The 19,891-nt window shown below is 69.7% G+C and carries 13 protein-coding genes; 3 read left to right on the forward strand and 10 right to left on the reverse strand.

Annotated elements, in window-relative coordinates; translation table 11 throughout:
- Positions 1-6: 6 nt before the first annotated feature.
- Both ACZ3H8_RS31030 and ACZ3H8_RS31035 read right to left on the reverse strand, forming a co-directional pair.
- Positions 7-3,078, reverse strand: a complete 3,072-nt coding sequence (locus ACZ3H8_RS31030; RefSeq protein ID WP_467407500.1) for a glycoside hydrolase family 3 protein — start codon at positions 3,076-3,078, stop codon at positions 7-9.
- A 35-nt stretch (positions 3,079-3,113) separates the two neighbouring features.
- Complete coding sequence (locus ACZ3H8_RS31035; protein ID WP_467407501.1) at positions 3,114-4,094, reverse strand: LacI family DNA-binding transcriptional regulator; 981 nt, start codon at positions 4,092-4,094, stop codon at positions 3,114-3,116.
- 242 nt (positions 4,095-4,336) lie between these two features.
- On the opposite strand from ACZ3H8_RS31035, the gene ACZ3H8_RS31040 reads away from it, so the two are divergent.
- Positions 4,337-6,211: a ricin-type beta-trefoil lectin domain protein gene (locus tag ACZ3H8_RS31040; protein WP_467407503.1), complete on the forward strand. Its 1,875-nt coding sequence runs from the start codon at positions 4,337-4,339 to the stop codon at positions 6,209-6,211.
- A 13-nt stretch (positions 6,212-6,224) separates the two neighbouring features.
- On the opposite strand, the gene cimA is transcribed toward ACZ3H8_RS31040, so the two are convergent.
- The 6 genes from cimA to ureA form a co-directional block, all read right to left on the reverse strand.
- Entirely contained in the window at positions 6,225-7,823 is a 1,599-nt protein-coding gene (gene cimA / locus ACZ3H8_RS31045; protein WP_467407504.1) for a citramalate synthase, read from the reverse strand.
- Positions 7,824-8,575: 752 nt separating this feature from the next.
- Positions 8,576-9,916, reverse strand: a complete 1,341-nt coding sequence (locus ACZ3H8_RS31050) for an MFS transporter (RefSeq protein WP_467407505.1) — start codon at positions 9,914-9,916, stop codon at positions 8,576-8,578.
- An 80-nt stretch (positions 9,917-9,996) separates the two neighbouring features.
- On the reverse strand, positions 9,997-10,599 hold the full coding sequence (locus ACZ3H8_RS31055; protein ID WP_467407507.1) for a TetR/AcrR family transcriptional regulator: 603 nt from the start codon (positions 10,597-10,599) through the stop codon (positions 9,997-9,999).
- A 124-nt stretch (positions 10,600-10,723) separates the two neighbouring features.
- Positions 10,724-11,743: an agmatine deiminase family protein gene (locus ACZ3H8_RS31060; protein ID WP_467407509.1), complete on the reverse strand. Its 1,020-nt coding sequence runs from the start codon at positions 11,741-11,743 to the stop codon at positions 10,724-10,726.
- 43 nt (positions 11,744-11,786) lie between these two features.
- Entirely contained in the window at positions 11,787-13,469 is a 1,683-nt protein-coding gene (locus tag ACZ3H8_RS31065; protein WP_467407510.1) for an urease subunit alpha, read from the reverse strand.
- On the reverse strand, positions 13,469-14,164 hold the full coding sequence (ureA, locus tag ACZ3H8_RS31070) for an urease subunit gamma (protein WP_467407512.1): 696 nt from the start codon (positions 14,162-14,164) through the stop codon (positions 13,469-13,471). Before ureA ends, ACZ3H8_RS31065 begins: the two co-directional genes overlap by 1 nt.
- A gap of 136 nt (positions 14,165-14,300) precedes the next feature.
- Here ureA and ACZ3H8_RS31075 point away from each other — a divergent pair, with 136 nt between their 5' ends.
- Positions 14,301-15,716, forward strand: coding sequence for a cytosine permease (locus ACZ3H8_RS31075; protein WP_467407514.1), 1,416 nt, complete (start codon positions 14,301-14,303; stop codon positions 15,714-15,716).
- A gap of 62 nt (positions 15,717-15,778) precedes the next feature.
- Here ACZ3H8_RS31075 and ACZ3H8_RS31080 read toward each other — a convergent pair whose 3' ends face one another.
- Positions 15,779-16,867 carry a branched-chain amino acid aminotransferase gene (locus ACZ3H8_RS31080; protein ID WP_467407515.1) on the reverse strand — a complete coding sequence of 363 codons (1,089 nt, stop codon included), beginning with the start codon at positions 16,865-16,867 and terminating at the stop codon, positions 15,779-15,781.
- A gap of 237 nt (positions 16,868-17,104) precedes the next feature.
- The gene (locus ACZ3H8_RS31085; protein ID WP_467407517.1) at positions 17,105-18,148 is read right to left on the reverse strand and encodes a 3-isopropylmalate dehydrogenase; all 1,044 of its coding nucleotides are present in this window, start codon (positions 18,146-18,148) and stop codon (positions 17,105-17,107) included.
- A 139-nt stretch (positions 18,149-18,287) separates the two neighbouring features.
- Between ACZ3H8_RS31085 and ACZ3H8_RS31090 the strand changes: the two genes are divergently transcribed.
- Positions 18,288-19,886 carry a purple acid phosphatase family protein gene (locus tag ACZ3H8_RS31090; RefSeq protein ID WP_467407518.1) on the forward strand — a complete coding sequence of 533 codons (1,599 nt, stop codon included), beginning with the start codon at positions 18,288-18,290 and terminating at the stop codon, positions 19,884-19,886.
- Positions 19,887-19,891 lie beyond the last annotated feature (5 nt).

A 19,891-nucleotide genomic window follows, 5' to 3' on the forward strand; every position in this document is an offset into this window, starting at 1 on the left:
CCAGTTTCAGGCCAGTCGGTACGCCGACGTCAGCTTCGCCACCGCCCCCGTCAGGTCCCCCCTCAGCCGCAGCTGGTCCGCCTCCGCGAACGGCTTCGCCGATGCCGCCGTCACGTGCCGGCCGATCTTCGCCTGGACCATCAGCCGGGCCTGCGAGACCAGCGCCCTGGCCTCCGGGGAGTCCGCCCGGCCCGCCGACTCGAGGATCTTCGCCGCGAGGGCGATGGCCTTGAGCGTGAGCTCACCGCCCGACGGCGGCTTGGTCAGCGTGGTCAGGCCCCAGCCGTACGGGTACTGCGGGTCGTACGTCTTGTCCCCGACGTTGACCGGCAGCTGTGCCTGGGACTTGGGCCAGGTGACCGGGAGCTGGCCGGTGAAGGCGCGCTTGCCGTAGAGGACGTCGGCCACACCGTCGCCCTCCGTGCCCGGCAGCCAGGAGGCGACGAGCGCGTCGATGTCGCCGAGGCGGTCGCCGATGAGCTGCGGGCGGCCGGAGACGATCAGCACCGCGCACTTCATCGCGGCGCAGACTTTGTCGACGGCGGCTTTGTCGGCGGCAGTCAGCTCTAGGTCGTTGCCGTTGCCGACGTCGCCGAAGCCCTCGGCGTACGGGGTCTCGCCGACCACGACCACGCCGACGTCATGGCCCTCGGTGGGCGCGGACGCGTCCTTGGAGTAGGTGAGGGCCGCGTCGGGGGCGGCCTTCTTCATGCCCTCCAGGATGGTCGTGCCGGTCGTGATCTTTCCGGAGGAGCCCTGCCAGCTGATGGTCCAGCCGCCTGCCTGGTTGCCGAGGTCGTCGGCGTTGGACCCGGCGACGTACACCTTCTGGGACGGCTTGAGCGGCAGCACCGCGCTGTCGTTCTTCAGCAGGACCTGGGACTTGGCGGCGGCCTCGCGGGCGACCGCGCGGTGTTCGGCCGAGCCGATCTTCGACAGGTTGGAGGTGTCCGCGTACGGCTTCTCGAAGAGGCCCAGGGCGAACTTCTGGGTCAGGATCCGGGAGACCGCGTCGTCGATCCGGGCCTCGCCGATGCGGCCCGCCGTCACCTCGTTCTGCAGCGTCTTGTGGAAGTCCGGGTAGGCCGTCGGGACCATGATCATGTCGAGGCCGGCGTTGATCCCCGTACGGACGTCGCTCGGGTAGTCGCCGGGGATCTGGTCGATGGCCTGCCAGTCGCTGATCACGAAGCCCTTGAAGCCCATGCGGTCCTTCAGCACACCGTTGATCATGGCCGCGTTGGCGTGCATCTTCACCGGGCCCTCGGCGTCGCCGAGGATGTCCAGCGAGGAGTACGAGGGCATGACCGTGCCGGCGCCGCGCTTGACAGCTTCGGCGAAGGGCGCGAGGTGTACTGCCTCCAGCTCCTGCCGGGTGACCTTGGTGATGCCCTGGTCGATCGTGTACGAGCCGGTGGAGGACGAGCCGAATTCCGTGCCGCCGTCGCCGACGAAGTGCTTGGCGCTGGCCAGCACCTTGTCGTTGCGGTCGAGGTCCTTGCCCGACGGGGAACCCTGCATGCCGCGGATCACCGTCTCCATGGCGGTGACCAGGGCCGGGTCCTCGCCGAATGCCTCGTAGGAGCGGCCCCAGCGCTCGTCGCGGGTGACGCAGAGGCAGGGCGCGAAGTCCCACGGAATGCCGGTGGCGCGTACTTCCTTTGCTGTCACCGCGCCGGTCTTCTGAGCGACGGACGGGTCACGCGTGGCTCCGATGCCGATGTTGTGCGGCATGATCGTCGACCCGATGACGTTGTTGTGGCCGTGCACCGCGTCCACGCCGTAGATCAGCGGGATCTGGAACCGGGTTGCCTGGGCGCGCAGTTGGTACGCGTCGACCATGTTCGCCCACGCCTCGGGGGCGTTGGGTGTGGGGACCGAGCCGCCGCCGGAGAGCAGCGAGCCGAGGTCGTAATTCGCGATGTCACCCTGGGACTTGAGCGCGTTGCGCTCGGCCTGGGTCATCTGGCCGGCCTTCTCCGCGAGGGACATCCGGGAGAGAAGGTCGGCGACGCGCTTCTTCACCGGGAGCCTGGCATCGAGGTACGGCAGGCCGTGGGCGTCCACGACGACCTGCGGGGTCTCGGCCGGGGGCTTCGCGCCGGTGACGGTGAGCCCCAGCGGGACCGTCTCGGCGGACTCGGCCGTGCGGTCCTTCTTGGTGGCGACGGCGACGGTCTTGGAGGTGCCGGAGGCCGTACCGGCCGGGAAGGTGACGGTGCCGGAGACGGGCTCGTAGTCCTTGCCCGACTCGGCGGTACCGCCCTCGGTCTTGTACACGACGGTCACGGGCTCGTCGATCGGGCCCGAGCCGGTGGTGGCGACGGAAAACTTCACCTGGGCCGTGCCGCCCTCGTCGACCGGGTACACGGCGGCGTCGGTGACGACCTTCGCCTTCAGTGCCGGGTCGGCCTTTCCGTACAGTTCGACGCCGTCCATGGCGAACTTGCCGGGCGCGCCGGGCGGCAGGGTGAGGGCGTACCCCCACATCTCGTTCAGGCCGAGGATCTGGTCGATGCCGCCGACAGGCTGGTAGTCCGCGCGGTACTGGAAGTCGGCGAAGGGGATCTCGACGAGGTGCCAGCCCTCCCAGTCGTCGGTGAAGGACGTGGTCCACAGCTCGGAGGCTTCGCCGTTGGCGCCGCCGTCCTTGAGCTCGAAGTTGATGCGCTTGCCGGAACCGGGCGGGAGGGGTGCGGTGTTCTGGCCGTACCACCAGAAGCGGATGCCCTTGTGCGCAGTCCAGTCGTGGGCGGGCTTGTCGAAGGCGAAGTCGTGGGTGAGTCCGCCCCAGCCGCTGATGTCGTAGGCGCCTTCGAGGACCTTGCTGCCTTCGGGGGCGTCGGCGCGCTCCTTGAGCTCCAGTTTCGGCTGATCGTCGGCGTCGCTGCCCCAGGTGAAGATGCCTTCGGCCGGGGGGCCCGCGAAGGGGATCTCACCCTCGAAGCGGTCCACGAGGACGGGGGCGGGGTCGTCGGCGGCGGCGCCGGGGGCGGCGCCGGCGAGCAGGCCGGTGAGTACGGCGGTGGCGGCAAGCACCGCCGTACCTGTTCTCGTTCTCAGGCGGGTGCGTGGCATTGCGGCTCCTTCGGTACGGACGGGTACTGCGGAGGTCACGACGCGGGTGCGGAACGCCGGACGATCAATTCGGTGGGCAGGACGACGGGCTCGTCGGGGGCAGGGGTGCCGCCCAGGTGTGCGAGGAGCATCCGCGCCGCCGTCTCGCCCATCTCCCGCATGGGCTGGCGGACGGTGGTCAGCGGCGGCTCGGTGTGCTGGGCCATGGGTATGTCGTCGAAACCGACCACGGCGATGTCGTCCGGCACGGTCCGGCCTGCCGCGCGCAGCGCCCGCAGCGCGCCCGCCGCGCTGAGGTCGTTGTGCGCGAAGACCGAGTCGAAAGGCGTGCCGCCGGCGAGTGCCCGCTCGACCGCGAGCCGACCGGAGGCCTCGGTGAAGTCCCCCTCGGCGATCAGGCCGGTCGGCAGGACGTCGAGGAAGCCTGCCAACCGGTCGCGTACGCAGCCGAAGTGGCGGCGGCCGGTGACGATGAGCGGGCGGGTGCGGCCCGCGGCGATGAGATGGCGGGCGGCGGCGGCTCCGCCTTCGCGGTTGGTGGTCGCGACGGACGGGAACTCCGGGTGGTGGCCGCGGTCGTCGATCAACACGACCGGGAGGCCCTTGCGGTGCATGGCGGTGATCGTGTCGAGGGTGTTCTCGGGTTCGACCAGGAGCAGTCCGTCGAAGGCGCGGGCCGAGACCTGACTGGTGAAGTGCTCCACGGACTCGGCGCCGCGATTGCAGGTGAAGAGCAGCAGCCCGTATCCGGCGGCCTCGACGGTGTCGACGACTCCCTGGAGGACTTCGCCCATCCACGGCCAGTTGAGCGGGGGCGTGAGCATGCCGACCGTACGGCTGCTGCCGCGGGCCAGGCCGACGGCACCGCTGCTGGGCACATAGCCGAGGCTTGCGATCACTTCACGAACGCGGGCGGCCGTCGTGACGTCCACTTCGCCCTTGGTGTTCAGGACGCGGGACACGGTTGTCTTGCTGACACCCGCCTCACGTGCGACATCGGCGATCGTGACACGCATCGGAGCCCTTCGGGTCAAGTTCCGGAACCGGTGCCGGAACCGGTACCGATGGTGCGCGCGAGTCAATCGGCGTTCCACCGCGCCGTCAAGACTTCACACCGAGATCCCTTTATTCCCAAGTTTCCGGCGCCTGAAGGGGGTTGTGCGTTCAGGCTCTGAATGCGCAAACCCTTGACGGCCGTAGCCAACGGCAGTTCACTCACGCCTCGTCCCCCACACCTCTGCCAGAGAGGGCCCAGCCCATGGCACGACGTACGAGAACGATCAGAATCCTGCTCGCATCGGCCCTGGCCGCCGCCGGGCTCACTGGTCTGACGACCGGCTCCGCTCACGCCGCGGGCGAGCAGGTGAACATCTGGCTGACCACGACGAACGACGACCGCGGCCGCAATGTCACCCGCGGACTCCAGCAGCAGACACCCGTCAACTTCCAGCCGGGCACCGGCGGCAGCGGCGCCAGTGTCACCGTCGACGAGAACACCCGCTTCCAGACGTTCACGGGGGGCGGGGCGTCCTTCACCGACACCGCGGCCTGGCTGATGAAGGGCAGCGGCGCGCTGACCCAGGCGACCCGCGACGAGACGATGAAGAAGCTCTTCTCCCCCACCGAGGGGATCGGGCTGTCCTTCGTACGCAACCCGATGGGCGGCTCCGACCTGGCCCGCTTCGGCTATACGTACGACGACGTCCCGGCCGGGCAGAGTGACCCGTCGCTGTCGAAGTTCTCCATCGCGCACGATCTCGCGGATGTGCTGCCGCTGACCAAGCAGGCCAAGCAGCTGAACCCTTCCCTCACCACGATGGCCTCGCCGTGGACCGCGCCCGCCTGGATGAAGGACAGCGGGCAGCTCAACGGCGGCTGGCTGAAATCAGAGTTCTACGGCGCGTACGCGAACTACTTCGTGAAGTATCTGCAGGCCTACCGCGACCAGGGCGTCCCGGTCGACTATGTCACCGCCCAGAACGAGCCGACCTGCTGCGACAGCTACCCGTCCATGAGCTGGAACGCCTCGGGCCTCGCCTACTTCACCAAGAACGAGCTGCTGCCGAAGCTCCAGGGAGCGGGCTTGGCGACCAAGGTCATGGCGCACGACTGGAATTGGGACACGTACGACGCCTACGCCGCCCAGACGGTGAACGACGCGGCTGTGCGCAGCCACCCCAACTTCGGCGGCATCGCCTGGCACGGCTACGGCGGCAACGTCTCCAAGCAGACAGAGGTCCACAACCAGCATCCGCAGCTGGACGCCTTCCAGACCGAGCACTCGGGCGGCACCTGGATCGCCAATCAGCAGCGCGAGGACATGATGAACATCATCGACTACACCCGTAACTGGGCGAAGTCGGTGACCAAATGGTCCCTCGCGGTCGACCAGAACCGCGGCCCGCACAACGGCGGCTGCGGGGTCTGCGACGGCCTGATCACCGTGCACAACGGCGACGGCCGGCACGGCCAGGTCGACTACATGATCGAGTACTACACGATGGGCCACCTCACGAAGTTCGTGAAGCCGGGCGCCCATCGGATCGCGTCCACGGCGAGCTCGGCCGTGCCGAACGTGGCCTGGCGCAACCCTGACGGCTCGAAGGCGCTGATCGCGTACAACGACGCGTCGTCGGCACAGAGCATCACGGTCAACTGGGGTGGCCAGCACGTCACTTACTCCCTGCCCGGCAAGACGTCGGCGACCTTCACCTGGTCCGGCACCCAGGCGGGCGGCGGCTCGGACGCTGCGGGCAGCCTCGTCGGCCTGGCCGGAAAGTGCCTCGATGTGGCGGGCGGCTCCAGCGCCGACGGCACGGCCGTCCAGCTGTGGGACTGCAACGGCTCCGTCGCCCAGCGCTGGACCGTCCGCGCGGACGGCACCGTCCAGGCACGCGGCAAGTGCCTGGACGTGACCGCGGGTTCGACGGCCGACGGCGCGAAGGTGCAGCTGTACGGGTGCAACGGCTCGGGCGCGCAGCAGTGGCGCTACGAGTCGTCCACCGGCGATCTGGTGAACGTCCCGGCCGACAAGTGCCTGGACGTCTCGGACAACTCATCGGCGAACGGCACGCGTGCACAGATCTGGTCCTGCACCGGAGCCGCCAACCAGAAGTGGCGGCTCCAGGCCTGACCCGCGTGGGCGGCTACTCGGCCGGTTCGACGCCGGCGCGCAGCAGACCGTAGGTGTAAGCGTCCTCCAGGGCCTGCCAGGAGGCGGCGATGACATTTTCGGCGACGCCGACGGTGGCCCATTCGCCGCTTCCGTCGCCCGTCGTGATCAGCACGCGAGTGGTGGACTCGGTGCCGTGGCGGCCTTCGAGGATGCGGACCTTGTAGTCGATCAGCTCCAGCTTGGCGAGCTGCGGGTAGATCTTCTCCAGGCCGACCCGCATCGCCCGGTCCAGCGCGTTGACCGGGCCGTTGCCCTCGGCGGTGGCGACGATGCGCTCGCCCTTGGCCCACAGCTTCACGGTGGCTTCGTTGGCGTGGGTGCCGTCGGGGCGGTCCTCGACAATCGCCCGCCAGGACTCCGTACGGAAGTAACGGCGGGGCCGGCCCTCGGCCTCGGCGCGCAGCAGCAGCTCGAAGGAGGCGTCGGCAGCCTCGTAGGTGTAGCCCTTGAGCTCGCGCTCCTTGACCCGCTCGACGACCCGCCCGACGAGCTCGCGGTCGCCGCCGAGGTCGATACCGAGCTCCTTGCCCTTGAGCTCGATCGAGGCGCGGCCCGCCATGTCGGAGACGAGCATCCGCATGGTGTTGCCGACCTGCTCGGGGTCGATGTGCTGGTACAGATCGGGGTCGACCTTGATGGCGGAGGCGTGCAGTCCGGCCTTGTGGGCGAAGGCGGATACACCCACATAGGGCTGGTGGGTGGAGGGCGTCAGGTTGACGACCTCGGCGATCGCGTGCGAGATCCGGGTCATGTCGGCCAGCGCGCCCTCGGGGAGCACCTTCTTGGCGTACTTGAGCTCCAGGGCAGCCACGACCGGGAAGAGGTTGGCGTTGCCGACGCGCTCGCCGTAGCCATTGGCGGTGCACTGGACGTGGGTGGCGCCCGCGTCGACCGCGGCCAGGGTGTTGGCGACGGCGCAGCCCGTGTCGTCCTGGGCGTGGATGCCCAGGCGCGCGCCGGTGTCGGCGAGGACGGTGGCTACGACGGCCTGGATCTGGGCGGGCAGCATCCCGCCGTTGGTGTCGCACAGCACGACGACGTCGGCGCCGGCGCCGGCCGCCGTGCGCACGACGGACTTGGCGTACTCCGGATTGGCGCGGTAGCCGTCGAAGAAGTGCTCGCAGTCCACGAATACCCGGCGGCCCTGTTCGCGCAGGTAGGAGACGGTGTCGCGGACCATCTCCAGGTTCTCGCCGAGCGTGGTCCGCAGGGCCAGCTCCACATGCCGGTCGTGCGATTTGGCGACCAGCGTGATCACCGGGGCGCCCGCTTCGAGGAGGGCTCTGACCTGGGGGTCTTCGGCGGCCTTGGCACCGGGGCGGCGGGTGGCGCCGAAGGCGACGAGCTGGGCGTGCTTGAAGGTGATCTCCTGCTGGGCACGGGAGAAGAACTCCGTGTCCCGCGGATTGGCGCCGGGCCAGCCGCCCTCGATGAACCCCACGCCGAAGTCGTCCAGGTGCCGGGCGATGGTCAGCTTGTCCGCGACGGTGAGGTTGATGCCCTCGCGCTGGGCTCCGTCGCGCAGCGTCGTGTCGAAGACATGAAAGCTGTCGTCGGTCTCCGTGGTCATGGCTGAATTGACTCCTGTCGGATTCGTGGCTCCGGAAATGCTGGCTCCACTTGCCCCCATCTTCGCGCGACTCGTTCTTGGCCGGGGTGAGGCCGTAAAAGGAAAAAACCTCTCGCGGGTGCGAGAGGTCTGCGCGCGGGTCTGAGGCACGGTGGTCGCGTCGTATGTGGTGGTACGAGGCGATCACTGCGGACCGGCGCGCCTGCTGCCCATAATCGTGGCGAACGTAAGCACGGTCGCAGTCTGCCATACGCCTGCGGCGGGCGGGCGGGGGTCTCACGATGCGGGCGCCCGGTGACCTGGGGGCTCGTGCGGCCGGCCGCACCTGGGGGCTCCGCCCCCAGACCCCCGCGCCTCAATCGCCGGCGGGGCTGAATTTCAGCCCCGGGTGGGCTGAAACGTCAGCCCGCCGGGCGGAAAGCCAGCCCGTCGGGCGAGTATTTTCAGCCGTCCGGCGACTGAGGACCGGGTCTGGGGGCGGAGCCCCGGCACGTCTAGCCCGTCCGGCCGTTGAGGGCCGGGGTCCGGGGCAGAGCCCCGGCTCTTCAGCCCGTCCGGCTGTTGAGGACCAGGGTCCGGCGCAGAGCCCCAGCCCTTCAGCCCGTCCGGCGACTGAGGACCAGGGTCCAGGGCAGAGCTCCAGCTCTTCTAGCCCGTACGGCGACTGAGGACCGAGGTCCGGGGGCAGAGCCCCAGATCTTCAGCCCGTCCAGCGACTGAGGACCAGGGTCCGGCGCAGAGCCCCAGCCCTTCTAGCCCGTCCGGCGGTTGAGGGCCGGGGTTCGGGGCGGAGCCCCGGTTTCGGGAAGGGGCGGGGTGGGGGCACTCACCCGGTTCAGGTCGATGTCGCGCGTCTCGCGCATCGTCACGTACACCACCAGCGACACCGCCGCGCACCCCGCCACATACCAGTAGTAGCCCGACTCCACGCCCGCGTCCTTGAACCACAGCGCGACATACTCCGCCGTGCCTCCGAACAGCGCGTTCGCGATCGCGTAAGGGAAGGCCACACCCAGCGCCCGGATGCCCGTCGGGAACAGCTCCGCCTTCACGCACGCGTTGATCGACGTGTAGCCGGTGACGACGACCAGCGCGAGAAGCGCCAGACCGAAGGCCGGCCAGAAGGACCCCGCGTGCTTGAGCATCGTCATGATCGGCACGGTCAGGAAGGTCGAGCCGACCGCGAAGCTGATCAGCAGCGGGCGGCGGCCGATCCGGTCGGACAGCGCGCCCGCCAGCGGCTGCAGGCACATGAAGACGAACAGCGCGCAGAAGCTGACCAGCGAGGCGGTCGACTTCTCCATTCCCGCGCTCTTGGAGAGGAACTTGGTGAGGTAGGTCGTGTACGTGTAGTACGCGGCGGTCCCGCCCATGGTCAGGGCGATCACCAGGAACGCCTCGCGCTTGTGCGCCCACAGCGCCTTCAGGGTGCCGCGGTCCTCGTCCCGCGCGGCGCCCGAGTCTTCGTACACCTCGGTCTCGAGCATGTTGCGGCGCAGATAGAAGACGATGGCCGCGCCCAGCGCGCCGATGACGAAGGGGATGCGCCAGCCCCAGCTGTGCAGCGCCGCCTCGGACATGTTGCGCTGCAGGATGATCTGCAGGCCGAGGCCGACCAGCTGGCCTGCGGTCATCGACACGTACTGGAAGCTGGAGGCGAAGCCACGCTTCGAGGGTGCGGACGCCTCGGTGAGATACGTGGCGCTGGCGGCGTACTCGCCGCCGACCGACAGGCCCTGGAGCAGCCGGGCGACCAGCAGGACGGCGACGCCGCCGTAGCCCGCGACCTCGTAGGTCGGCGCGATCGCGATGAGGATCGCGGACGCCGACATGAGGGTGACGGTCATGGTCAGCGCGGCCTTGCGGCCCTTGCGGTCGCCGATCCGGCCGAGCAGCCAGCCGCCGACCGGCCGCATGAAGAAGCCGACCGCGAAGATCCCCATGGTGTTCATGAGGTTCGCGGTCTCATTTCCCTTGGGGAAGAACGAGTCCGCGAAGTACACCGCGAAGGTTGCGTACACGAACCAGTCGAACCACTCGACCATGTTGCCGGCCGAGCCGACCCAGATCTTCTTCCAGTGCTCTCGTCCCATGGGGGGCCACCGTGCCGGAGGGGCAGAAGGCGATCAAGGGAGCGGGGCGCAACGATCGGGAGTACTTACCTTCGTTGCGTTCACGGAAGCAAGGTGTCGTCGAGGAACTCCCGCACGTGGGCGAGGACTTGGGGCCGTCCGGTGCCGGGTATCCCGACCGCTACATGGACGCTGAACCCGTCGAGGAGCGCGCGCAGCCGGGCGGCGAAGCGGTCGGGGTCGACGGTGCGGAACTCGCCGCGGGAGATGCCCTCGGCGAGCAGCGCGACCAGGTCGCGGTGCCAGGCGCCCTCGATCGCGGCCTGGCGGGCGCGGGCGTCGGCGTCGGCGTTCTGCGAGCGGTTCCAGACCTCCAGCCAGAGGGTCCAGTGCGGGTCGCGGGGTCCGTCGGGGACGTACAGATCGACGTACGCGGCGAGCCGCTCGGCGACGGGCGCCTGCTGGGAAAGCAGGGCGCTGCGCTGGGCGCCGAGACGGCCTTCGCTCCATTCGAGGGTCTGGAGCAGGAGCTCGTCCTTGGTGCGGAAGTAGTAGAGGAGATGCCCACTGCTCATCCCGACCTCCCGCCCGAGCCCGGCCATGGTCAGCCCGTCGAGCCCGCGCTCGGCGATGGTGGCCATGGCGGCGGCAAGCAGCTCCTCGCGGGGCGGCGCGGTGCTGCGGCGGCGCGGGGCGGGAGTCATACGGCAGCCTCCGGATCACGGAGCAGTACGTTCACTCGTACGTTCTACCTGATCGCGCAGCCGTACTCGGCCATACGGTCCGGCCGCAGGCTGCCACGCCGCCCACGGCCGCACCGAACCGTTTTCAGACCCTCGGCTGCTGCTGCGTGATGCAGTGGATGCCGCCGCCCCCGGCGAAGATCGTCCGGGCGTCGACCAGCGTGACCGTGCGGCCGGGATAGAGCCGGCGGAAGATGCCGGCCGCGATCTCGTCACGCGGGTCGTCGAAGGCACACAGCACCACGCCGCCGTTGCAGACGTAGTGGTTGATGTACGAGTAGTCGGCCCACTCCCCGTCCTCGTCGCGCACCACCGTCGGTGCCGGGACTTCTACGACCTCGATGCGGCGGCCGCGGGCGTCCTTCTGGGTCCCCAGCAGCGCCACGTTCTCCTTGCAGAGCTCATGGTCGGGGTGGGCCGGGTCGGGCTGGGTGTGGGCGACGATCACGCCCGGACCGGCGAAGGCCGCCACGATGTCGACGTGGCCCAGGGTGCCGAAGCCGTGGGGCGGGTAGTCGGCCGTCAGGCCGCGCCGAAGCCAGATCGCCTTCGTCGTGCCGAGCTTGGCGTGGATCTCCGCCTCGGCCTCGGCCTTCGTCCAGCCGGGGTTGCGCTCGGGGCCGAGCTGCACCGTCTCGGTGAGCAGCACCGTGCCCTCGCCGTCGACGTGGATGCCGCCGCCCTCGTTGACCAGGGGCGAGCTGTGGACCGGCACGCCGACGAGGTCCGCGACCTGACGGGCGATCTTCGCGTCGTGCTCCCAGGTGGCCCAGTCCTGGGCACCCCAGCCGTTGAACACCCAGTCCACGGCGGCCAGTCGGCTGCCGTCGGTGACGAACGTCGGGCCGATGTCGCGCATCCACGCGTCGTCCAGCTCGCGCTCGACCAGGTCGATGTCCGGGCCGAGGAGCGCGCGGGCCCCCTCCGCCTGGCCTGTGCCCACGACCATGGTCACCGGCTCGAAGCGGCGTACCGCATGGGCGACGGAGGCCCACGCCCGGCGGGACTCGGCGAGGTCGTCGCCGGAGAAGGTGACGTTGGGGCCGGGCCAGGCCATCCAGGTGCGCTCGTGCGGGGCCCACTCGGGCGGCATACGGAAGGTCATGAGTGATTCCTAGAGACTGTGTCGATTACAGGAAAATAGTCGATTACAGGAAATAGAGGCGGTTGAGGGAGACCGAGTCCGCGGGCTCGGAGCGCAGCGCATCGCCGTCGAGGGTGACCAGACCGGTGCGGCCGTCCACCCCCACATCACCGATCCGTGAGTTGAGCCGCAGATCCGCCGGGCCGATGCCGCGCGTGCCGCGCACGGCGACCCGGCGGCGGCGCGTCGGCATCAGGTCGGAGCCCAGCTCGGTCGCGGCCTTGGCCACGAAGGCGACCGAGATGTCCGCCGCCGTTGCTCCGTACGCCCCGAACTGCGGCCCCAGGACCAGCGGTTCGCAGGTGTCGGTCGCGGCGTTCGGGTCGCCCGTCACTCCGTACGCCGGGAAGCCCGACTTCAGTACGAGCTGCGGCTTCGCCCCGAAGTACTGCGGCTTCCACAGCACGACGTCGGCCAGCTTGCCCACCTCGATCGAGCCGATCTCGTGCGCGAGCCCGTGCGCGATCGCGGGGTTGATCGTCAGCTTCGCCATGTACCGCAGCACGCGCGCGTTGTCGTCATGCGCGCCGTCGCCCTCCATCGGGCCCAGCTCGGCCTTCATCTTCCCGGCCATCGCGAAGGTGCGGCGCACGGTCTCGCCCGCGCGCCCCATCCCCTGCGCGTCCGACGAGGTGATCCCGATCGCGCCGAGGTCGTGCAGCACATCCTCCGCGCCCATCGTCCCGGCCCTGATCCGGTCGCGGGCCATCGCGGCGTCGCCAGGCAGGTCGGTCTTGAGGTCGTGTACGGAGACGATCATCCCGTAGTGCTCGGCGACCGCGTCCCGGCCGAAGGGGAGGGTCGGGTTGGTGGAGGAGCCGATGACATTCGGGACGCCCGCCATCTTGAGCACGTTCGGTACGTGTCCGCCGCCGCAGCCCTCGATGTGGAAGGCGTGGATCGTACGGCCGTCGAGCACGCGAAGGGTGTCCTCGACCGACAGGCACTCGTTCAGCCCGTCGCTGTGCAGGGCGACCTGGACGTCGTACTCCTCGGCGACCCGCAGGGCCGTGTCCAGCGCACGCGTATGCGCGCCCATGTCCTCGTGGACCTTGAAGCCGGACGCGCCGCCCTCGGCGAGCGCCTCGACCAGCGGCGCGTCGTCGGAGGACGAACCACGCGCCAGGAAGCCGATGTTGACCGGCCAGGCGTCGAAGGCGTTGAAGGCGTGGCGCAGCGCCCACGGCGAGTTGACGCCGACGCCCCACACGGGGCCGAACTCCTGGCCGATGACGGTGGTGACGCCGGAGGCCAGCGAGGCCTCCATGATCCGCGGCGAGAGCAGATGGACATGGGTGTCGACGGCTCCGGCGGTGGCGATCAGGCCCTCGCCGGAGGCGATCGACGTGCCGGTGCCGACGACGACGTCGACGCCGTCGAGAGTGTCCGGGTTACCGGCCCGCCCGATCGCCGCGATGCGGCCCTCGCGGATGCCGACGGAGACCTTGCGGATGCCCTGAACGGGGTCGATGACCAGCACATTGCTGATCACGACGTCGCAGGTCTCGCGGACGGCCGCGGCCTTGAGGTGCAGCCCGTCGCGCGCGGTCTTGCCGAATCCGGCGAGGAATTCGTCCCCCGGCTTCTGCGAGTCCGACTCGACGCGCACGACCAGGCCTGAGTCGCCGAGGACGACCCGGTCCCCGGCGCGCGGTCCGTGCACGCTCGCGTACTCGTACGGGTCCATCAGTTGCCCTCCACTCCCAGGTAGCCGCAGGCCGCCGCGCGTCGCAGGGCCTCCTCCTTCGCGCCCGGCGCGTCCAGCGGACCGTCGACCAGACCGGCGAAGCCGATCGCGATCCGGTCGCCGCCGATGGGGACGAGACCGACCTCGGCCTCGCCGCCCGGGTCGAAGCGCGTCGAGGAGCCGGCCGGGACGCACAGCCGCATGCCGTACGCGGCCGCCCGGTCGAAGTCGAGCCGGGGGTTGGCCTCGAAGAAGTGGAAGTGGGACGTGACGCTCACCGGCACGGTGGCGGTGTTGCGCACGGTCAGCCGCAGCGTGGGGTCGGGCTCGGGGCGCGGCGGCGCGGGGATGACGGCGCCGGGCGCGCGGTCGCCGAGCCGCGCGCCGGGACCGCTCCCGATGGGCTCCGAGACGACCGCGAGCCGTGACCCGTCGTCGAAGACGGCCTCCACATGCACCTCCGTGACCACGTCCGCGACACCGGGCAGGACGTCGTCCGGACCCAGCACACTCCGCGCCGCCTCGATCGCCTCCGCGAGCCGTCTGCCGTCGCGGGCCGCCTCGCAGACGGTGTCCGCGATGAGCGCGGTGGCCTCGGGGACATTGAGCCGTAGGCCGCGGGCCCGGCGCGCCCGCGCCAGTTCGGCGGCGCCGAAGAGCAGCAGCCGGTCACGCTCGGTCGGGGTCAGTCGCACGTCACCACACCTCCTGTTTGAACGCCACTCTAACCATGAGTTTCTTTTCACGGAAGCATTGACGGGTGAGCATTGCTTGAGTCACATTGAGCGCCACTCAAACAGTCGAGAGCAGTCGAGCGTAAGGGGCGGCCTCATGCCGATAGAACAGCGCGGAGTCGACACGATCCCGGAGGCGGAGCGCACCAGCACTCCGCGCGATCTCATCTCGATCCTGCTGGGATCGAACCTCTGCCTGGGCGTCATCGTCTTCGGCTGGCTGCCGGTCTCCTTCGGGCTCGGCCTGTGGCCGGCCGTCACCTCGATCGTCGCGGGCACGATCGTCGGTGTCGCGGTCACCGCGCCGCTCGCCCTGGTGTCGCTGCGCAGCGCGACCAATCTGTCGACGTCCAGCGGCGCGGCCTTCGGTGTACGCGGCCGGCTCGTCGGCTCCGTGGTCGGGCTGCTGCTCTCGCTCGGCTACACCGCGCTGACCCTCTGGATCGGCGGGGACGTGATGCTCGGGACGCTGGCGCGGCTCGCCGGACTGCCGACGGGCGGGCTCGCGCACACTCTGGTCTACGCGCTGCTCGCCGCGTGTACGGTCGTCGGCGCTGTCTACGGCTACCGGCTGCTGCTCGGGCTGAGCAAGGTCCTCGCGATCGGCATGACCGCGCTGCTGCTGCTCGGCCTGGTCGCGTACGCCCCCGACCTCACCACGGCCGCGCCGCCCGACACCCCGTATCTGCTGGGGGCCTTCTGGCCGACCTGGGTGCTGTCCGCGGTGGCCGCGGGGCTGAGCGGCCCGATCGCGTTCATCACGCTGCTCGGCGACTACACGCGCTACATCTCGCCGCTGCGGCACAGTCCGCGGCGGGTCCTGCGAGCGACCTGTCTGGGCCTGATCGCGGGACTGCTGATCCCGCAGCTCTTCGGCACGTACACGGCTCTGGCGGCCCGTGCCGCGCTCGACTACGCGGGCCCGCTGGTGGCCGCGTCACCGGCCTGGTATCTGGTCCCGCTGCTGCTCGCCGCCACCGCGGGCTCGGTCGGCAACGCGGGCCTGATGCTCTACTCGATGGGCCTCGACCTGGACGCGATCCTGCCGCGCGCCACCCGGACGCGGGCCACCCTCGTCGTCGCGGCCGTCGCGACGGTGTTCGTCTTCCTCGGCCACTTCGCCTGGGACGCGCAGTCCGCGATGACATCGTTCGTCCTGCTGCTCACGGCGATCGGCACGCCCTGGGCGGTGATCACGATGATCGCCCACGCCCGGTGCGGCGGCGCGTACGACGCGGAGGCCCTGCAGGTCTACAACCGCCGTGCCCACGGCGGCATTTACTGGTTCCGCGCGGGCTGGAACCCGCGCGCCACGGTCAGCTGGGCGATCGGCGCGACGCTCGGCCTGTGCGCGGTCTCCACCCCGCTGTACGAGGGCCCGCTACTGGCGCTGACGGGCGGGGTGGACTGCAGCTTCGTGCTGTCGGGGGTTGTGGGCGGGGCGGCCTACGCGGCGCTGGGCGCACGCGGCGCGCGTGCGCCGGAGCCGGAGCCCGAGGTGGCTGTCTCCTGACCCCTGCGTGGCAACGGGCCCGCGCCCCGACAGGCGGGGTGCGGGCCCTTGAACGGCACGCGTCAGCCCAGCTGGTGGGTCCAGCCGTGGACGTCCTCCGCCTTGCCCGTCTGGATGTCCAGCAGCGCCTTGCGCAGCTCCAGCGTGACCTCGCCCGGCTGACCGCCGGACTGCTTCCATTCGCCGTCCGCGGACTTGACCAGGCCGACCGGGGTGATGACCGCAGCCGTACCGCAGGCGAAGACCTCGGTGAGCGTGCCGTTCTCGGTGTCACGCTTCCAGTCCTCGATGGAGATCCGGCCCTCCTCGGACTTGTAACCCAGGTCCCGGGCAAGGGTCAGCAGCGAGTCACGGGTGATGCCCGCGAGCAGCGAGCCGGTCAGCTCCGGGGTGACGACCTTGTCCCCGTACACGAAGTACAGGTTCATGCCGCCCAGTTCCTCGACCCACTTGTGCTCCACGGCGTCGAGGTAGGCGACCTGGTCGCAGCCCTTCTCGGCGGCCTCGGCCTGGGCGAGCAGGGACGCGGCGTAGTTGCCGCCGGTCTTGGCGTCGCCCATGCCGCCGGGGACGGCGCGCACGCGGTCCTCGGACAGCCAGATGGAGACCGGCTTGACGCCGCCGGGGAAGTAGGCGCCCGCGGGCGAGGCGATGACGATGAAGAGGTACTCGTTGGCGGGCCGCACGCCCAGGCCGACCTCGGACGCGATCATGAAGGGGCGCAGATAGAGCGAGGACTCGCCGCCGTGCGCCGGGACCCACGCGTTGTCCTGCTGGACGAGCGCGTCGCACGCCGCGATGAAGGTCTCGACCGGCAGCTCCGGCATCGCCAGCCGGCGGGCCGACCTCTGGAAGCGTTCGGCATTGGCCTCGGGGCGGAAGGTCGCGATCGAACCGTCGGGGCGACGGTACGCCTTCAGGCCCTCGAAGATCTCCTGCGCGTAGTGCAGCGTCATGTTGGCCGGGTCGATCGACAGCGGCGCATACGGGACGAGCTGAGCGTCGTGCCAGCCAACCCCCTCCGTCCACTTGATCGTCACCATGTGATCGGTGAAGTGGCGGCCGAAGCCGGGGTTGGCCAGGATCGCCTCGCGCTCCGCGTCGGACAGCGGGTGCGAGGAGGGCTTGAGCTCGATCGTGGGCGTCGTCATGAGTGCAGTGTCCTTCACCGGTTGTTTGTGACGGACCGCGCTCACGCCGCTACTGCTGCTAGGACGTCCGAGCATTCCCGCATGCCACGGCCCACGTCCGATTATCGCTCGGGGGGACTGTGCCAGGAAACGGGGTGAATACGGTCCAGGGTTGATGGTGACACCCGGAGGCCGCACAAGAGAAGCCGCCGGGTGCAGATGCGACCCGGCGGCTGTGGTGGTACTGGAACCGACGGGTCAGCTCGCTACTCGTACCGCGAGCGCGTCGCCGATCTCGTCCGTCGTACGGAAGGTGGCGCCGTCGCGCCCCGCGAGGTCGACGGAGACGGCCTCCTCGATACGTGCCGCCTCGGCCTCGAAGCCGAGGTGCCGCAGCAGGAGAGCGACGGAGAGGATGGTCGCCGTCGGGTCCGCCTTGCCGGTGCCCGCGATGTCGGGCGCCGACCCGTGGACGGGTTCGAACATCGACGGGAAGGCGCCCGTCGGGTTGATGTTGCCGGACGCGGCCAGGCCGATGCCGCCGGTCACGGCAGCGGCGAGGTCGGTGAGAATGTCACCGAAAAGGTTGTCGGTGACAATGACGTCGAAGCGCTCCGGCTGGGTGACGAAGAAGATCGTCGCGGCGTCGACGTGCAGATAGTCGGTGGTGACCTCGGGGTACTCCTTGCCGACCGCGTCGAAGATGTTCTTCCACATGTGGCCGGCGTAGACGAGGACGTTGTTCTTGTGGACCAGCGTCAGCTTCTTGCGGGGGCGGGAGTTGGCCCGCTCGTACGCGTCACGGACGACGCGCTCGACGCCGTACGCCGTATTGAGGCTGACCTCGGTGGCCACCTCGGCGGGCGTACCGGTGCGCAGGGAACCGCCGTTGCCGGTGTACGGCCCCTCGGTGCCCTCGCGGACGACGACGAAGTCGATGTCGGGGCGGCCGGCCAGCGGGGTGGCGGTGTTCGGGAAGAGCTTCGACGGACGCAGGTTGACGTAGTGGTCGAAGGCGAACCGCAGCTTGAGCAGCAGCCCCCGCTCCAGCACGCCGGACGGCACGGACGGGTCGCCGATCGCGCCGAGCAGGATCGCGTCGTGGTTCTTGAGGGAGTCGAGCTCCGCGTCGGGGAGGGTCTCGCCGGTGCGGTGCCAGCGCTGGGCGCCGAGGTCGTACTCCTTGGTCTCCAGCTTCACATCTTGCGGGAGGACAGCCGCGAGGACCTTCAGGCCCTGGGCCACGACCTCCTGGCCGATGCCGTCACCGGGGATCACTGCGAGATTGATGCTGCGAGACATATCGGCACCCTACTCTCCGTCCCACCCCATGACACTTGATGTCCACCATCTGGACGTCCATGAATCGATCAACACTGGTTTGAATTTCATTCACTCAATGTCTGGCCGGGAGTTGTAAGTTACTGGCAAGTTCTGTGTCATGACTGAGGACACCCCCCACGTCGGGATTCCCGAGCAGCTCGCCCGCCGCATGAGCATGCCGGAGCAGCACGAGTACCTGCGCGCCAAGCACGCACGCCCGAAGCTGTCCCGCCGCGGCGCGCTGGCCGGCGGGCTCGCGGCAGGTGTGGCGGGCGGCGGCGGACTGCTGCTCGGCCGCGCATCCACCGCCACCGCGGCCTCCCCCGAACTCGCCACGGCTGCGGCGACAGCCGCGGTGGACGGCTCGCTGGTCGCGCCGTTCGGCCGGCATCTCGCCTTCGGCGCCGACCCGAAGACCCAGATGCGGATCTCCTGGCAGGTGCCGTTCGCGGTGAAGCAGCCGTATCTGCGCGTCGGCCTCAAGCCCTGGGAGCTGAGCCGGAAGATCGAGGCCGAGGTGCGCGATCTGCACACGCCCTCCCTGTCCAGGAAGCTGCCGGCCGTCGACCAGTTCTACCTGCATGTGGGCCTGGACGGGCTGAAGCCGGGGACCACGTACTACTACGGGGTCGGCCACGACGGCTTCGACCCCGCATCGCCGGAGCGGCTGGCCACGATCGGCTCGTTCCGCACGGCTCCGGCGACGCCCGAGAAGTTCGTCTTCACGGCCTTCGGCGACCAGGGCGTGAGCTATCACGCCCTGGCCAACGACCAGTTGATCCTCGGTCAGAACCCGTCGTTCCATCTGCACGCGGGCGACATCTGCTACGCGGACAGCAGCGGTCACGGCAAGGACTCGGACACCTACGACGCGCGGGTGTGGGACCAGTTCCTGGCGCAGACGGACAGCGTGGCCTCGCGGGTGCCGTGGATGGTGACCACCGGCAACCACGACATGGAGGCGTGGTACTCGCCGAACGGCTACGGCGGCCAGTCGGCCCGCTGGTCGCTGCCCGAGAACGGACCGGACGCCAAGAACGCCCCGGGCGTCTATTCGTTCGTCTACGGGAACGTCGGCGTCGTGGCGCTGGACGCGAATGACGTCTCGTACGAGATCCCCGCCAACAAGGGCTACACGGACGGCAAGCAGACCGCCTGGCTGGACAAGCGCCTGGGCGAGCTGCGGGCGCAGCCCGGGATCGACTTCGTGGTGGTCTTCTTCCACCACTGCATGTACTCGACGGCGACCCACGCCTCGGACGGCGGGATGCGCGACGCATGGCTGCCGCTGTTCACCAAGCACCAGGTCGATCTGGTGATCAACGGCCACAACCATGTGTACGAGCGCACGGACGCGATCAAGGGCGGCGAGGTCGGCAGGCCGGTGCCGATCGGGGCGTCCACCGACCCGACGCGGGACGGCATCGTGTACGTCACGGCGGGCGGCGCCGGGAAAGAGCTGTACAGCTTCGGGCCCGGGGTCCAGGACAGCTACGAGGGCAACGTCCACGACCACGACACCATCGTGACCTTCCACTGGACCAAGCTGCGGCTGCCGGACCCGGACACCGTGCAGTGGTCGCGGGTGCGGTACACCGGCTTCTCGTTCCTCGCGGTGGAGGCGGAGTCCGGTACGGCGCCGAAGCTGAAGGTCTCCGCGCTTGCCGAAAGCGGCAAGCGCATCGACTACTTCGAGGTGAAGCGCTCGGGTGGGTAAACCGG

The sequence above is a fragment of the Streptomyces sp. NPDC002868 genome (assembly GCF_055563295.1).

Excerpts from the sequence above, each read along its gene's own strand:
- ACZ3H8_RS31030 (WP_467407500.1), bottom strand. The coding sequence starts at position 3,078 with ATGCCACGCACCCGCCTGAGAACGAGAACAGGTACGGCGGTGCTTGCC.
- ACZ3H8_RS31035 (WP_467407501.1), bottom strand. The coding sequence starts at position 4,094 with ATGCGTGTCACGATCGCCGATGTCGCACGTGAGGCGGGTGTCAGCAAG.
- ACZ3H8_RS31040 (WP_467407503.1), top strand. The coding sequence starts at position 4,337 with ATGGCACGACGTACGAGAACGATCAGAATCCTGCTCGCATCGGCCCTG.
- cimA (WP_467407504.1), bottom strand. The coding sequence starts at position 7,823 with ATGACCACGGAGACCGACGACAGCTTTCATGTCTTCGACACGACGCTG.
- ACZ3H8_RS31050 (WP_467407505.1), bottom strand. The coding sequence starts at position 9,916 with ATGGGACGAGAGCACTGGAAGAAGATCTGGGTCGGCTCGGCCGGCAAC.
- ACZ3H8_RS31055 (WP_467407507.1), bottom strand. The coding sequence starts at position 10,599 with ATGACTCCCGCCCCGCGCCGCCGCAGCACCGCGCCGCCCCGCGAGGAG.
- ACZ3H8_RS31060 (WP_467407509.1), bottom strand. The coding sequence starts at position 11,743 with ATGACCTTCCGTATGCCGCCCGAGTGGGCCCCGCACGAGCGCACCTGG.
- ACZ3H8_RS31065 (WP_467407510.1), bottom strand. The coding sequence starts at position 13,469 with ATGGACCCGTACGAGTACGCGAGCGTGCACGGACCGCGCGCCGGGGAC.
- ACZ3H8_RS31075 (WP_467407514.1), top strand. The coding sequence starts at position 14,301 with ATGCCGATAGAACAGCGCGGAGTCGACACGATCCCGGAGGCGGAGCGC.
- ACZ3H8_RS31080 (WP_467407515.1), bottom strand. The coding sequence starts at position 16,867 with ATGACGACGCCCACGATCGAGCTCAAGCCCTCCTCGCACCCGCTGTCC.
- ACZ3H8_RS31085 (WP_467407517.1), bottom strand. The coding sequence starts at position 18,148 with ATGTCTCGCAGCATCAATCTCGCAGTGATCCCCGGTGACGGCATCGGC.
- ACZ3H8_RS31090 (WP_467407518.1), top strand. The coding sequence starts at position 18,288 with ATGACTGAGGACACCCCCCACGTCGGGATTCCCGAGCAGCTCGCCCGC.